This window comes from Bordetella genomosp. 13 (assembly GCF_002119665.1).
Lineage (GTDB): Bacteria > Pseudomonadota > Gammaproteobacteria > Burkholderiales > Burkholderiaceae_B > Bordetella.
In genome coordinates, this window is the sequence record NZ_CP021111.1 from 3316629 (window position 1) to 3329909 (window position 13281).

A 13281-nucleotide genomic window follows, 5' to 3' on the forward strand; every position below is an offset into this window, starting at 1 on the left:
TCAGTTCCTCATCGTGAAATCGAATGGAATACGGGCGCGCGCCGGCAAGGCCACGCCGTTGCGCATCAGCGGCTTGAAGCGGGCCTGGCGCGCGGCGGCCAGCGCCGACTCGTCAAGCCGGGAAAAGCCGGACGAAGCATCGATGACGGCGCGGTCGACCAGACCCTGGGTATTGATGTCGACCAGCACCACCACGCGGCCCTCTTCGCGCATGCGGCGCGACACCATCGGATAGTTGGGCATGGGACGCGCGCCGAGGTATTCGACGTTCGTCAGCATCACCGGCTCGGTGGGCTGCGGCGCCGCGCGCGGGGCCTGCGTGACCTGCTGGTTGCCTTCCACCGGCGCGGGCGGCGGCGTCTGCGGCCGCGGCTCGGGCTTGGGCTGAGGCTCGGGCTTGGGCTGCGGTTTCGGCTGCGGTTTCGGCTGCGGCTTGGGCTTGGGCTTCGGCTTGGGCTTGGGCGCGGGCTCGGGCGGCTTCTCGACGATCGGCTCGGGTTCGGGCTCGGGTTCGACCTGCGGTTCGGGCTCGGGCGGAGGCGGCTCTTCGACCGGAGGAGGCTCGGGCGGAGGCGGCTCTTCGACGGGCGGCGGCGGCGTGGGCTCGGGTTCGGGCTGGGCCTGCGCCATCTGCGGTTCGGGCGCTTCGATCACGCTGACCATCACAGGCTCTTGCTCGAGCAGCTGGGGTTGTTCGGTCTTGGCGAACATGACCGCGGCGATGACCGCCGCATGCAGCGCGACCACGACGGCGCCGGCTCCGGCACGCAAGACGAATGAAGGTGAAGAGGAAGCGTACCGACCGCGTTGAGGGCTAGGCATGAATCAGCCGAGAAACTATGGACTATCAGGCCAGCGCGCGGCGCCGCCTGCAACGGCGGCGCCCGCCTGCCGGCGGATTCGGAATCCAGCAGGATAAAATAAATGCGAATGATTCGCAAGTCTAGCGCGAGCTAGCGGCAAGCGTGCCGACTGCTGATGCATGATGCTGATGCGGCCGCATGCACGGAGCGGCGCAATGCCGCACAGGCCGGCGCGTACGGGAATGGCGTGGAAATCGACGAACGGCGACGAACCGATCGGAAATAAAAAAACGGCTTGCGTGATAGCAGCCGTCTTGATGATGCGCTTGGTGTTGCGTTGCTGTTGCGTTGCTATTGCGTTGGTTGGTGGGTGCTGAGGGGTTCGAACCCCCGACCTACGCCTTGTAAGGGCGCCGCTCTACCAGCTGAGCTAAGCACCCCGTGCCTTTCGTGGGGGCCACTGCCTGACGCGATTCGCGAGTATAGCGGACCACCGTGCGGGTGGGCAAATCGAGGGGCCTCGCGTTGAGGAAGCGTCCTCGCATTTGCCGCGCACCCGCGGCCATCATCAGTTGACGGCGTCCTTCAGGGCCTTGCCGGGACGGAACTTCGGCACCTTGGCCTTCTTGATCTTGATGGTCTCACCGGTACGCGGATTGCGGCCCGTGCGGGCAGCGCGCGCCGACACGGCGAACGTGCCGAAGCCCACCAGCGTTACCGTGCCACCCTTCTTCAACGTAGTCTTGACGGCACCGATCAGGGCATCCAGCGAACGGCCGGCGGCCGCCTTGGAGATGTCAGCCTTGCTGGCGATGTGATCGATGAGTTCGGTTTTATTCATTCAGGAATACCCCTCACAAAATATGTGTCGACCGCGCTGGCGACAGAACGCGCCCGTTGCGTCGGCGACGGTAGAACTGACGAGTGGAATGGCTTGTTTTTTGCGCTGCAAAGCACAACGAATTGACTGCTACGTCGCGACTGCTTGCTGCTTCAAGCGCCATGTAGGCCGCTGCGGCGTAGACACGTATTAGGCATCGGGCCACAGCGGCTGTCAAGCATAAACAGCTTTACAAGCCGCGTCGTTACTGGGTTTGCGGCCTTGGAGGCAATGCGCGAGCGGGCTGCGGCGGCATGCCGCGCGCAACGCGAATCAGCGCATGCAGCCCTGCAGCGCCTGATCGAAATCGTGCAGCAGATCGGCCTCGTCCTCGATGCCCACCGACACGCGGATCAGGCTGTCGGCGATGCCCATCTGCTTGCGCCGCTCGGGTCCCATCTCGTAGTAGATGGTGTGCGCGGCCGGCAGCGCCAGGCTGCGTGTGTCGCCCAGATGCGTGGCCATCAACACGATGCGCAGCCGGTTGAGGAAGTCGAAGCAGTCGATGCCTTCGGCCAGCTCCACGCCCAGCAGGCCGCCGAAGCGGCCGCCGAACAGCGTGGCCGCGCGCTCGTGCTGCGGATGGCCCGGCAGGCCCGGGTAGTGCACCTTGGCCACGCCTGCGTGCCCGTTCAGAAAGCGCGCCAGCGCCAGCGCATTGCTGCAATGGCGGTCCATGCGCAGCGCGAGCGTCTCCGCGCCGATCGCGATGCGATGCGCGGGTTCGGCGGCCAGCGTGCCGCCCATGTCGCGCAATCCCTTCTTCTTGACCTGAGTCAAACCCCAGCCGGTGGACGGCCCCTTGCGGTAGGCCTCGTAGATGTTGCGGTAGTCCGCCCAGTCGTACAGGCCCGTATCCGTGACGGCGCCGCCCAGCGCATGGCCGTGCCCCGCGATGTACTTGGACAGCGAGTTCATCACCAGCGAGGCGCCCACGACGCGCGGCTGGAAGAGCCACGGCGAGGTCAGCGTGTTGTCGACCACGTACACCAGTCCGCGCTCGCGGCACAGTTCGCCGATGCCTTGCAGGTCGGCGATCTGCGTGCCGGGATTGGCGATGGTCTCGGTGAACACCATGCGCGTTTCGGGACGCAAGGCGGCCCTTACCTGCTCCACGTCGGTGGCGTCGACCGTGGTGACCTCGACGCCCAGGTCGGTCAGCGTGCCCAGCAGGCTGTTGGTGTTGCCGAAGATGTACTGGCTGGAGATCAGGTGGTCGCCGCGCCGCAGCAGCGTATTGAAGATGCCTGCCAGCGCGGCCATGCCGGTGGCGAAGCTGACCGAGTTCTTGCCGCCTTCCATCCGCGTGATCTTGGCCTCGAGCGCCGTGGTGGTGGGCGTGCCCTGACGCGCATACGTGAAGCCCGCCTTGCCCTGGAACACCGCGGCCAGTTCGCGCGCGTCCTCGTACGCGTATTCGGACGAAGGATGCATGGGCTTGTGCACGGCGCCGTGTTCGACGGCCTGCGTGCGATCGGAATGGAGGATGGCGGTGGTGAAGCCGTTCTGATGCATGGTGTCGGTTCGCGAAAAGGAAATGGAAGTGCGGCTCAGGCCTGGCGCTGGCGCACGGATTCGTACAGGCACACCGCGCTGGCGACGCTGACGTTGAGGCTCTCGACGGAGCCCAGCATGGGTATGTTCACCAGCTGGTCGCAGGTCTCGCGCGTCAGGCGACGCATGCCCTCGCCTTCGGCGCCCATCACCCAGGCCATGGGCTGGCGCGCGTCCACTGCGTGCATGCTGTCGCTTGCCTGGTCATCGGTGCCGATCAGCCAGACGCCGCGTTCTTTCAGGCTGCGCATGGTGCGGGCCAGGTTGGTGACGGTGACGTAGGGCACCGTGTCGGCCGCGCCGCAGGCCACGCGCTGCACGGTGCTGGTAAGGCCCACCGCGCGGTCGCGCGGCGCGATCACAGCGTGCACGCCGGCGGCATCGGCCGTGCGCAGGCAGGCGCCCAGATTGTGCGGGTCGGTCACGCCGTCCAGTATCAGCAGCAGGGCCGGACCTTCGATGACGTCCAGCACCTCGTCCACGTCCACGGCCAGTTGGCGCTCGTCGGCCAATGCGACCACGCCCTGGTGGCGCGTGCCGCGGGCCAGGCCGTCCAGCCGGTCCGGCGCCACGGGATGCACGCGGCGCCCGGCGCGCTCGGCCTGTTCGATCAGGCTTTGCATGCGCCTGTCGCGCCGCGAGGCCTCTACATAGATTTCCTTGACCGATTCGGGGGCATGGCGCAGGCGCGCGATGACCGCATGGAACCCCGCCAGGACTTGGGCCGAAGCCATAGAGCAGATACCTTCTGATGAAAGATGAGCAGCGCGCGGTTCGCCACGGCGCCGTTTCCGCAATGTTACCGCCGAGCGGGCCCGCATGCGCCGCCCGCTGCCGCGCCCGGTGGCGCGCAATGAAAAACACCCCGGCCACCGGAGCGTGCCTCCGGTGGCCGGGGTGCGGTAGCCGCGATGCCGTCTAGCGGCCTGCGCGCGGAGCCTTCTTGGCCGGGCGCGCCTGTTTCGCGGGCTTGCTGGCGCGCTTGGCCTCGGCGCGGCGCTGCTTGGCCGTCGTGCCCTTCAACGCCAGGGGCTTGGGCGCCGCGGCCCGCTTGACACGGCGCGGCTCGTCGGGATTCTTGGCGGCCTGCTTGCGCAGCGCGTCGAAGCTGGTGCCCTTGACCAGGCGGAACTCGATGCGACGCGCCTCGAGGTCGACCCGCGCCACCTGCACCTGCACCTTGTCGGTCAGCCGGTAGCGCATGCCGGTGCGCTCACCGCGCAATTCGTGCAGCGCGTCGTTGAACTGGAAGTACTCGCCGCCCAGTTCGGACACGTGCACCAGTCCCTCCACATGCAGCGTATCCAGCGTGACGAAGATGCCGAAGCTGGCCACGCCGGTGACCGTGCCGCTGAAGTCCTCGCCCACGCGCTCCTTCACGAACCAGCACTTGAGCCAGGCCTCGACGTCGCGCGAGGCCTCGTCCGCGCGGCGCTCGCTGGCCGACAGGATCAGGCCCATCTTTTCCCAGATGGCGTGCTCGTGCTCGTGTTTCGTGCCGCCCACCATGATGGGCTGGTCCTCGAGCTTGGGCACGTAGCGCTCCGCCACCAGCAGCGCCTTGATCACGCGGTGCGTGAGCAGGTCGGGATAGCGGCGGATCGGCGAGGTGAAGTGCGTATAGCCCGGATACGACAGGCCGAAGTGGCCCACGTTGTCGGGGCTGTAGATGGCCTGCTGCATCGAGCGCAGGCACATGGTCTGAAGCAGCGGGAAATCGGGACGGCCGCGCACGCTGTCGAGGAACTCGCCATAGTCGCTGGCGGTGGGTTCGTCGCCGCCGCCCAGCGACAGGCCCAGCGTGCGCAGGAATTCGCGCAGCGACTGCAGGCGTTCGGGCGTGGGACCTTCGTGGATGCGATACAGGCCGGGATGCTTGCTGCGGCTCATGAAGTCGGCCGCGCAGGTGTTGGCGGCCAGCATGCATTCCTCGATGAGCTTGTGCGCGTCGTTGCGCACCACGCCCACGATCTGCTCGATGCGGCCCAGCTGGTTGCAGACGATCTTGGTCTCGACCGTTTCGAAGTCGATGGCGCCGCGCTTGCGGCGCGACTGGGCCAGCAGCTGGTACAGCTCGTACAGGTGCTGCACGTGCGGCAGCACGGGGCCCAGCGCGTTGGCCGCGGGGCCGCCGGGCTGCTGCAGCGCTTCCCAGATGCTGGTGTAGGTGGTGCGCGCATGCGAGTGCATGACCGCGTTGTAGAACTGATAGGCGGTGACCGTGCCGGCCTTCGCGCCGCTGGCAGGAATGACCATGTCGCACACCAGCACCAGGCGGTCGACGTGGGGATTCAGCGAGCACAGCCCGTTGGACAGCGACTCGGGCAACATCGGGATGACGCGGCGCGGGAAGTACACGCTGGTGCCGCGCTCGAACGCATCCACGTCCAGCGGGTCCTCGCTGCGCACGTAGTGGCTGACGTCGGCAATGGCCACCAGCAATCGCCAGCCCGGCCGCTTGCGCTGGCCGGTGCCAAGGTCGACGGGTTCGCAATAGACGGCATCGTCGAAGTCGCGCGCGTCTTCGCCGTCGATGGTGATCAGCGGCACGTCGCGCAGGTCGACGCGGTTCTTCAGGTCGGTCTTGCGCACGCTGTCGGGCAGGCGGGCGGCCTGCTTCTGCGCGGGCTCGCTGAAGTCCACCGGCACATCGAACTTGCGCACGGCGATCTCGATCTCCATGCCGGGATCGTCGATCTCGCCCAGCACCTCGTACACGCGGCCCAGCGGCTGCGTGTGGCGGGTGGGCTGCTCCATGATCTGCACCGACACCACCTGGCCATGCTGCGCGCCATTGGTGTCGCCGGGCGGGATCAGGATGTCGTGCTTGATGCGCTGGTCCTCGGGCACCACGATGGACAGGCCGTGCTCGTGCAGGAAGCGCCCCACCAGGCGGTTGGTGCGCCGCTCGATGACCTCGACGATGGTGCCCTCGGGCTTGCCGCGGTATTCGCCGGTGGGCTTGACCAGCACGCGGTCGCCGTGCAGCACCTTGGACATCTCGCGCGTGGCGAGGAAGATGTCCGGGCCGCCGTCGTCGCGCAGCAGGAAACCGAAGCCGTCCCGATGCCCTTGCACCTTGCCGGCCACGAAGTCGAGCTTGGTGGCCAGCAGCAGGACTCCCTTGCGGTTGGGCATCAACTGGCCGTCCCGCTCCATCGCCCCCAGGCGGCGCTCGAAACCGACCAGCGTGGCCGGCCGTTCGACGCCCATGCGCTGCGCCAGCTCTTCCGGTGACAGGGGTACGGCGGCCGAACGCAATGCGGTCAGAATGGCTTCGCGCGATGGAACATCGGGATCGAAGTCGGGCGGCGCATCGGGCAAGACGGACGTGGAGCGGTTGTTATTCGAGTCGTTATTCGGTCGTTTTGCCAAAGGTGAAAATCCCGTATATAATGCCGAGCTTCTGTTTTGCCTCTGGGCTATCCAGTAGCGCAAATTCAACGGAAAGCGTATCACAAAGCCCGCTGCGCGCTGATTGCATTAACGGCGTGTACTAACTGCATGCAACAAGTGCGTGCAACAAGTGCGTGCAACTACCGCGTGCGGCAAACTGTGTGAAACGAGGCAGTATTGCTATAACAACGGGTATAACAGCAGTTGTTATAGCAGGTGCAACAGCAGTGCCCAGGTGGCGGAATTGGTAGACGCGCATGGTTCAGGTCCATGTGCCGCAAGGTGTGGAGGTTCGAGTCCTCTCCTGGGCACCACAGATTTTAGGAAGGCGGCTACCAACGGCCATGTGCGAACATGACCGCGCCTTCCCCGCAAAGCCAGCCGGCCTCGCACCAGCTACTTGAGTACGAGAAAGCCCGCCGATGCGGGCTTTTTGCTTTGCCGCACCGCTTGCGTCACGACACGCTGCGCGGCCTGAGGCCTGCAATCTACGCGAACCAGAACCGCGTCAAATGAAAGCAGATCGGCGCCGAGAACGCGATCGAGTCCATGCGATCCAGCATGCCGCCGTGGCCGGACAGGCTCGATCCCCAGTCCTGCGCGCCCAATGAGCGCTTCACCGCCGACAGCACCAGTCCGCCGAACAGCCCCGCCACCACGATCGCCAGCGAAAGCAGCGCCGCCTGCCACGGCCGGAACGGCGTGAACGGATACAGGCTCGTGCCCACCGCCGTGGCCAGCAGGCCGCCGACCACCAGCCCTTCCCAGGTCTTGTGCGAGCTCAGCGCCGCGGCCAGCTTGCGCCGGCCGAACAGCTTGCCGCAGACGTACTGCAGCACTTCCGACGCCTGGACCACCAACAGGAAGAACACCAGCAGCACGCCGTCGGCCGCGTCGTAGCCGGGGATGTCCAGGAACATCAGCGCCGGCGCATGACTGATGCCGTACACGCACACCATCACCGCCCATTGAAGCTTGGCATTGCGCTCGAGATAGTGCTGCGTGTCCTGGGCCACTGCGGTCAGCGCCGAGATGGCCAGAAAGCCATACACCGGCAGGAAAATCGCGAACAGGCCATACCAGTCCACGCCCACCAGCACGTACTGCATCGGAATGGCGATGAAGAAGGCCGCGAACATGGCGGGGCGGTCGCCCTGCCGCGTGGGCGTCAGCGACAGGAATTCGCGCAGCGACAGGAACGAGGCGATGGCGAACAGCACGATCGCGGCGCCGCGCCCCGCGGCGATGGCAGGAATGCCGATGCCCACCAGCAGCCACCAGGCATCGACGCGTTCGGCCAGGTTGTTCAGCACGGCGTCGCCGCGGCCCGCTCGCCACGCGAGCACGTGGCTGATCACGGAAGAGACCGACAGGAAAACGACGACGCCCAGGGCGAGCAGCCAGAAATCAGTGTTCATGCGTTCAATGGCCGGGTGCGAGCTGGCTGACGGCGCGGTGCGCCCGCTCCAGGAATTCCTCTTTGGTCTCGCCGTCGACGCGCGCCAGGACGGGACCGAAATGGACCTTGTTGATCAAGGGCAGCGGCAGCAGCGCTCCCTTGGGCAGAATGCGATGCAGGTTCTCCAGGTAGACCGGCGCCAGGCTGAGCGCCGGGAAATCCTGCGCCAGCCGGAACAGCCCGCTCTTGAAGGCGCCAGGCAGCGCCTGGTCGCCGCGCGTGCCTTCCGGAAAGAAAATCAGCGAAGCGCCCTCTTCCAGCGCCTGGCGCACCGGCTGCAGCGGATCGCCGCCGTTGCTGCGCTGCCTGTCGATGAACACCACGTTCAGGATCCGCTCGGCCACCCAGCGGCGCCGCGCCGTCTTGCACCAGTAGTCGCGCGCGGCCACCGGACGCACGCGCGATCGCGCGCGCAACTTCAGCGCCGCGAGGATGACCAGGGTGTCGAGATGGCTGGTGTGGTTGGCGAAGTACAGCGTCTGCCGATGGGCGGGCGGCATGTCGCCGCTGGGATAGGCGCCGACCAGGAAGCGCACGAAGCCGCACAGCAGTTCACGCAGCACGCGATAGGGACGGCCGCGCTGGATCATCGCGTGCCCTGCCGCCGCACGTGATGGCGTTCGTACACCTCCGCGCCCATGCCCGCGATCTGGCCTTCCACCAGCGCGTCGAACGGCCGCAGCAACGCGTCGTAGCAGGCGGGCGCCTCCAGCGCATTCAACGCATGCACGATGGCTTCGAGCGTGGACAGGGCTCCCTCTTCGCGCGCATGGCGCACGCGATAGCGCGCACCCGTGCCCGTCGGCAGCGCCAGACGCGGCAGCCCGGCCACTTCGGGATTGCGATGCAGCAGCGAACGCGCGTGCCGCCACGTGCCATCGGGCACGACCAGCAGCAGCGGCAGGTCCGACGCCGACCTGCCGCCCGGCGCCAGCGACCGCGCCTCGGGACCCGGAAACAGCAGGTGCGGGGCATGACCCGGCACCTGCCACTGCGCCGGCTCGAACCGCTCGCCGACCAGCACGCGCGCGCTGGACAGCCCCAGGGCCGCAAGGCGCGCGGTATTCAGCGGATGGCGGGCCTCGGCGGGATGCTGCAGCACCACCACACGAGTGCGGCTTGCCAGCGCCGGAATCAACGGACACAGGCAGTGCGTGGCGGGCCGGACGCAGCGGGAACAGGCGGAGCGGGACATGGCGGCACTATAAATGACCGCGACGACGGCCCGTGCGGTGACTCGTGCCGATGACGGCCCCCGCAAATCGCTTGCACGATCCAAAAAACATGTGCATAATCTCGCTTCTCTGCTGTTGAGTACAGCGAATCGCAGATCAACGGACCAGCCCGGCAGGGCACATCCAGCGACCCAGCGATCCGTTTTGCGGAAAACACAGTGCCCAGGTGGCGGAATTGGTAGACGCGCATGGTTCAGGTCCATGTGCCGCAAGGTGTGGAGGTTCGAGTCCTCTCCTGGGCACCACCGCTTTAGGTCTCATAGACTTCAGGTCTCGCAGCATCGTCGGCAACCCCGGCAAACAGCATGAAGCCACGCGCAAGCGTGGCTTTTTTGCTTTTCGGCTCCATCGTGCCGCATCCGCGGCGCCTCTACCCCCCCATCCATTGCCCCTTGCCGCTTCGGGCACGCGAAATGCTGGCCGTGCGCCTGCGGCCGCACCCGCAACCCGCGCCGCACACACTGGAGCATACGCAATGGACAGCGACGCGCTGCTGCTATCCCGCATTCAGTTCGGCTTCACCATCACCTTCCACATCATCTTCCCGGCCATCACCATCGGGCTGGCCAGCTATCTCGCGGTGCTGGAAGCGTGCTGGCTGCGCACCCGCGATACGGTGTACCGCGACCTGTACCACTTCTGGCTGCGCATCTTCGCGGTCAACTTCGGCATGGGCGTGGTGTCGGGCCTGGTCATGGCCTATCAGTTCGGCACGCACTGGAGCGGCTTCTCGCGCTTCGCCGGCAGCATCACCGGGCCGCTGCTGGCCTACGAGGTACTGACGGCCTTCTTCCTCGAGGCCGGGTTCCTGGGGGTGATGCTGTTCGGCTGGTCGCGCGTGGGGCCGGGCCTGCACTTCATGTCGACGGTGATGGTGGCGCTGGGCACGCTGTTGTCGGCCACATGGATCCTCGCCTCCAACAGCTGGATGCATACGCCGGCGGGCTATGAGATCGTCGACGGCCGCGTCGTGCCCACCGACTGGCTGGCGGTGATCTTCAACCCCTCGTTCCCGTACCGGCTGGTGCACATGGGCATCGCCGCCTTCCTGGCCACGGCGTTGATGGTGGGCGCATCGGGCGCATGGCACCTGCTGCGCGGGGACCGCAGCCCGGCAGTGCGCAAGATGTTCGCCATGGCCATGGGAATGCTGGTGCTGGTGGCGCCGCTGCAGGCCGTGGTCGGAGACTTGCACGGCCTGAACACGCTGAAGCACCAGCCAGCCAAGATCGCGGCCATGGAAGGCCATTGGGAGAACGAGCCCGGCGCGGGCGTGCCGCTGACCCTGTTCGGCATTCCCGACATGGAGAACGAGACCACGCGCTACGCAGTGCAGGTGCCGCGCCTGGGCAGCCTGATCCTCACCCACAGCTGGGACGGCCAGTTCGCCGGCCTGAAGTCCTTCCCGAAGGAAGACCGGCCCAATGCCACCATCGTGTTCTGGACCTTCCGCGTGATGGTGGGGCTGGGCCTGCTGATGATCGCGCTGGGCGCCTGGGCGGCATGGGCGCGGCTGCGCGGCAAGCTGTACCACTCGGCCGCCCTGCACCGCTTCGCGCTGTGGATGGGGCCCGCGGGCGTGATCGCCATCCTGGCGGGCTGGTACACCACCGAGATCGGCCGCCAGCCCTGGGTGGTGTATGGACTGATGCGCACCGCCGATGCCGCCACGCCCCACAGCACCGTGGACGTGGGCGTGACGCTGGCCGTGTTCGTGGTCGCCTATCTGCTGGTGTTCGGCGCCGGCATTTCGTACGTGCTGCGCCTGATCCGCATCGGTCCCACGCCGCCCGCGGGCCATGCCCCGCTGTCCGGCGGTCCGGGCGAGCCGCGCCAGCCCATGCGCCCGCTGTCGGGCGCCTCGTCCACCGACGGCGCGGCCGCGCCGTCCCGCGAAGGAGCGTGACCATGGGAGTCGACCTTGCGCTGATCTGGGCCGTGATCATCCTGTTCGGCATCATGATGTACGTGGTGATGGACGGATTCGACCTGGGAATCGGCATCCTGTTTCCCTTCACGCCCGACACCGAAGACCGCGACGTGATGGTCAACACCGTGGCGCCCGTCTGGGACGGCAACGAGACTTGGCTGGTGCTGGGCGGCGCGGGGCTGCTCGCGGCGTTTCCGCTGGCGTACTCGGTGATACTCGACGCCCTGCATCTGCCCCTGCTGGCCATGCTGTTGGGACTGATCTTTCGCGGCGTGGCCTTCGAGTTCCGCTTCAAGGCCAATGACCGCCATCGCCCATTCTGGGACCGGTCCTTCACGTGGGGCTCATTCGTCGCGGCGTTCTTCCAGGGCGTCACGCTGGGCGCCTATATCGAGGGCATTCCCGTGGCGCAGGACGCCTACGCCGGCGGCCCGCTGGACTGGGTGGCGCCCTTTCCGCTGTTCACGGGGCTGGGGCTGGTGGTGGCCTACGCCCTGTTGGGCTGCACGTGGCTGATACTGAAGACCGAAGGCGAGCTGCAGCAGCGCATGTGCCGCCACGCCCGACCGCTGACCTATGCGCTGCTGGCCGTGATCGCCGTCATCAGCGTGTGGACGCCGCTCGCCCAGCCCGACATCGCGCGGCGCTGGTTCAGCCTGCCCAATGTGCTGTGGTTCGCGCCGGTGCCCGTGCTGGTGGCCGCGGCCGGGTGGATGCTGCTGCACAAGCTGCGCGGCAGGCCCCATGCGTGGCCGTTCGTGCTGTCACTGTGCCTGGTGTTCCTGGGCTACAGCGGCCTGGGCATCAGCCTCTGGCCATCCATCGTGCCGCCGTCGCTGTCCATCTGGGACGCCGCCGCGCCGCCGCAAAGCCAGGGCTTCGCACTGGTGGGCGCGCTGCTGATCATTCCTGTGATCCTGATGTACACGGCCTGGTCGTATTACGTATTTCGCGGCAAGGTCCGCGCTGGCGAGGGCTACCACTGATGCAGCCGACCGATCCCCCCACCGAACGCAAATGGGCGCGCCGCATGCTGTGGCTGGTGCTGATATGGGCGGCCAGCGTGGCCGGCCTGGGCGCGCTTGCCTATCTGCTGCGGCTGGCGATGGGCGCCGCCGGCATGTCGTCGTGACCGCAATACGCGGCCGCGCGGCACGACCTCGCGCCGGCGCGCGCCCTTGCCTGTGCGCCTGATCGTCAGGCAGCGTATGCTTGCAAGCCTGCAGGCACGGGCCCGTCCGCGCGCGATCGGGCGGCATAACGACAATACCGAGACAACGCAGATGACGATTCCCATCCGTCTTTCGTGGGCAGCCTTGGCGCTGACGCTGGCCGGCGCCGCGGCGCCCACCGGCGGTACGCGCGCGGCCGAGCGGGCCGCGCTGCAGCCCGGCACCATGGACGCCCGGGTCGCGGCCTGTACGGCATGCCATGGCGAACAGGGCCGCGCCGGCAACGACGGCTACTATCCGCGCCTGGCCGGCAAGCCGCAGGAATACCTGTACCAGCAACTGCTGAACTTCCGCGACGGCCGGCGCCAATACCGCCCCATGCAGCACCTGCTGGTCAACCTGCCCGACGACTATCTGCGCGAGATCGCCGGCTATTTCGCCGAGCAGCACGTGCCCTACCCTCCGCCCGTCCCGGCCAACGCCTCGCCAGCATTGCTCGAGCAGGGGCGCGTGCTCGCATTGCATGGCGACGCGGCGCGCGGGCTGCCCGCCTGCGCGGCCTGTCACGGCGCCGAACTGGGCGGCATGCTGCCCGCGATCCCGGGCCTGCTGGGCTTGCCGCGCGACTACCTGGTGTCGCAAGTAGGCGCATGGCAGAACGCCCGGCGCCAGGCATTGGCGCCCGACTGCATGGCCGAGGTGGCGACCAGGCTCACGCCCGAAGACCTCAGCGCCGTGTCGGCCTGGCTGGCCTCGCGGCCCGTGCCCGCGGCGTACGCCGCCGAGCCGGCCGGCTCGACCACGCTGCCGCTGACGTGCGGCAGCCAGGCCCAACGCTGATCGCCGTGCTGC

The 13281-nt window shown here is 67.4% G+C and carries 12 protein-coding genes and 3 tRNA genes; 6 read left to right on the top strand and 9 right to left on the bottom strand.

Going from position 1 to position 13281, the window contains the following annotated elements; genetic code table 11:
* The 6 genes from CAL15_RS14850 to rnr form a co-directional block, all read right to left on the bottom strand.
* The gene (locus CAL15_RS14850; RefSeq protein WP_086079309.1) at positions 1-822 is read right to left on the bottom strand and encodes an energy transducer TonB; all 822 of its coding nucleotides are present in this window, start codon (positions 820-822) and stop codon (positions 1-3) included.
* 345 nt (positions 823-1167) lie between these two features.
* Positions 1168-1243: transfer RNA gene (locus tag CAL15_RS14855), tRNA-Val, on the bottom strand.
* Positions 1244-1371: 128 nt separating this feature from the next.
* Positions 1372-1644, bottom strand: a complete 273-nt coding sequence (locus tag CAL15_RS14860) for an HU family DNA-binding protein (RefSeq protein ID WP_003812968.1) — start codon at positions 1642-1644, stop codon at positions 1372-1374.
* A 312-nt stretch (positions 1645-1956) separates the two neighbouring features.
* Positions 1957-3198 (bottom strand): cystathionine gamma-synthase family protein, encoded by a 1242-nt coding sequence (locus tag CAL15_RS14865; protein WP_086079310.1) that lies wholly within the window; start codon positions 3196-3198, stop codon positions 1957-1959.
* Between the two features lie 35 nt (positions 3199-3233).
* Positions 3234-3971, bottom strand: coding sequence for a 23S rRNA (guanosine(2251)-2'-O)-methyltransferase RlmB (gene rlmB, locus CAL15_RS14870; protein WP_086079311.1), 738 nt, complete (start codon positions 3969-3971; stop codon positions 3234-3236).
* A gap of 184 nt (positions 3972-4155) precedes the next feature.
* Positions 4156-6612 (bottom strand): ribonuclease R, encoded by a 2457-nt coding sequence (gene rnr / locus CAL15_RS14875; protein ID WP_086079312.1) that lies wholly within the window; start codon positions 6610-6612, stop codon positions 4156-4158.
* Between the two features lie 250 nt (positions 6613-6862).
* Between rnr and CAL15_RS14880 the strand changes: the two genes are divergently transcribed.
* Positions 6863-6947 (top strand) — tRNA-Leu (locus CAL15_RS14880).
* Positions 6948-7121: 174 nt separating this feature from the next.
* Here CAL15_RS14880 and CAL15_RS14885 read toward each other — a convergent pair.
* The 3 genes from CAL15_RS14885 to CAL15_RS14895 are packed head-to-tail and all read right to left on the bottom strand — an operon-like array spanning position 7122 to position 9287.
* Complete coding sequence (locus CAL15_RS14885; RefSeq protein ID WP_086079313.1) at positions 7122-8051, bottom strand: phosphatidate cytidylyltransferase; 930 nt, start codon at positions 8049-8051, stop codon at positions 7122-7124.
* Between the two features lie 4 nt (positions 8052-8055).
* Positions 8056-8682, bottom strand: a complete 627-nt coding sequence (locus tag CAL15_RS14890; RefSeq protein ID WP_086079314.1) for a lysophospholipid acyltransferase family protein — start codon at positions 8680-8682, stop codon at positions 8056-8058.
* Positions 8679-9287 (bottom strand): tRNA-uridine aminocarboxypropyltransferase, encoded by a 609-nt coding sequence (locus CAL15_RS14895; RefSeq protein WP_086079315.1) that lies wholly within the window; start codon positions 9285-9287, stop codon positions 8679-8681. The genes CAL15_RS14890 and CAL15_RS14895 overlap by 4 nt, the downstream gene beginning before the upstream one ends.
* 200 nt (positions 9288-9487) lie before the next feature.
* Between CAL15_RS14895 and CAL15_RS14900 the strand changes: the two genes are divergently transcribed.
* The 5 genes from CAL15_RS14900 to CAL15_RS14920 all read left to right on the top strand — a co-directional run bounded on the left by CAL15_RS14900 (position 9488) and on the right by CAL15_RS14920 (position 13269).
* Positions 9488-9572, top strand: a tRNA-Leu gene (locus CAL15_RS14900).
* A gap of 230 nt (positions 9573-9802) precedes the next feature.
* Positions 9803-11233, top strand: coding sequence for a cytochrome ubiquinol oxidase subunit I (locus CAL15_RS14905; RefSeq protein WP_086079316.1), 1431 nt, complete (start codon positions 9803-9805; stop codon positions 11231-11233).
* A 2-nt stretch (positions 11234-11235) separates the two neighbouring features.
* Entirely contained in the window at positions 11236-12243 is a 1008-nt protein-coding gene (gene cydB / locus CAL15_RS14910) for a cytochrome d ubiquinol oxidase subunit II (RefSeq protein WP_086079317.1), read from the top strand.
* Positions 12243-12389: a DUF2474 domain-containing protein gene (locus tag CAL15_RS14915; RefSeq protein WP_086079318.1), complete on the top strand. Its 147-nt coding sequence runs from the start codon at positions 12243-12245 to the stop codon at positions 12387-12389. Before cydB ends, CAL15_RS14915 begins: the two co-directional genes overlap by 1 nt.
* 151 nt (positions 12390-12540) lie before the next feature.
* Positions 12541-13269: a c-type cytochrome gene (locus tag CAL15_RS14920; RefSeq protein ID WP_086079319.1), complete on the top strand. Its 729-nt coding sequence runs from the start codon at positions 12541-12543 to the stop codon at positions 13267-13269.
* Positions 13270-13281: the final 12 nt, after the last annotated feature.

Coding starts and splice junctions, on each gene's coding strand:
- CAL15_RS14850 (WP_086079309.1), bottom strand. CDS start 822: ATGCCTAGCCCTCAACGCGGTCGGTACGCTTCCTCTTCACCTTCATTC.
- CAL15_RS14860 (WP_003812968.1), bottom strand. CDS start 1,644: ATGAATAAAACCGAACTCATCGATCACATCGCCAGCAAGGCTGACATC.
- CAL15_RS14865 (WP_086079310.1), bottom strand. CDS start 3,198: ATGCATCAGAACGGCTTCACCACCGCCATCCTCCATTCCGATCGCACG.
- rlmB (WP_086079311.1), bottom strand. CDS start 3,971: ATGGCTTCGGCCCAAGTCCTGGCGGGGTTCCATGCGGTCATCGCGCGC.
- CAL15_RS14885 (WP_086079313.1), bottom strand. CDS start 8,051: ATGAACACTGATTTCTGGCTGCTCGCCCTGGGCGTCGTCGTTTTCCTG.
- CAL15_RS14890 (WP_086079314.1), bottom strand. CDS start 8,682: ATGATCCAGCGCGGCCGTCCCTATCGCGTGCTGCGTGAACTGCTGTGC.
- CAL15_RS14895 (WP_086079315.1), bottom strand. CDS start 9,287: ATGTCCCGCTCCGCCTGTTCCCGCTGCGTCCGGCCCGCCACGCACTGC.
- CAL15_RS14905 (WP_086079316.1), top strand. CDS start 9,803: ATGGACAGCGACGCGCTGCTGCTATCCCGCATTCAGTTCGGCTTCACC.
- cydB (WP_086079317.1), top strand. CDS start 11,236: ATGGGAGTCGACCTTGCGCTGATCTGGGCCGTGATCATCCTGTTCGGC.
- CAL15_RS14915 (WP_086079318.1), top strand. CDS start 12,243: ATGCAGCCGACCGATCCCCCCACCGAACGCAAATGGGCGCGCCGCATG.
- CAL15_RS14920 (WP_086079319.1), top strand. CDS start 12,541: ATGACGATTCCCATCCGTCTTTCGTGGGCAGCCTTGGCGCTGACGCTG.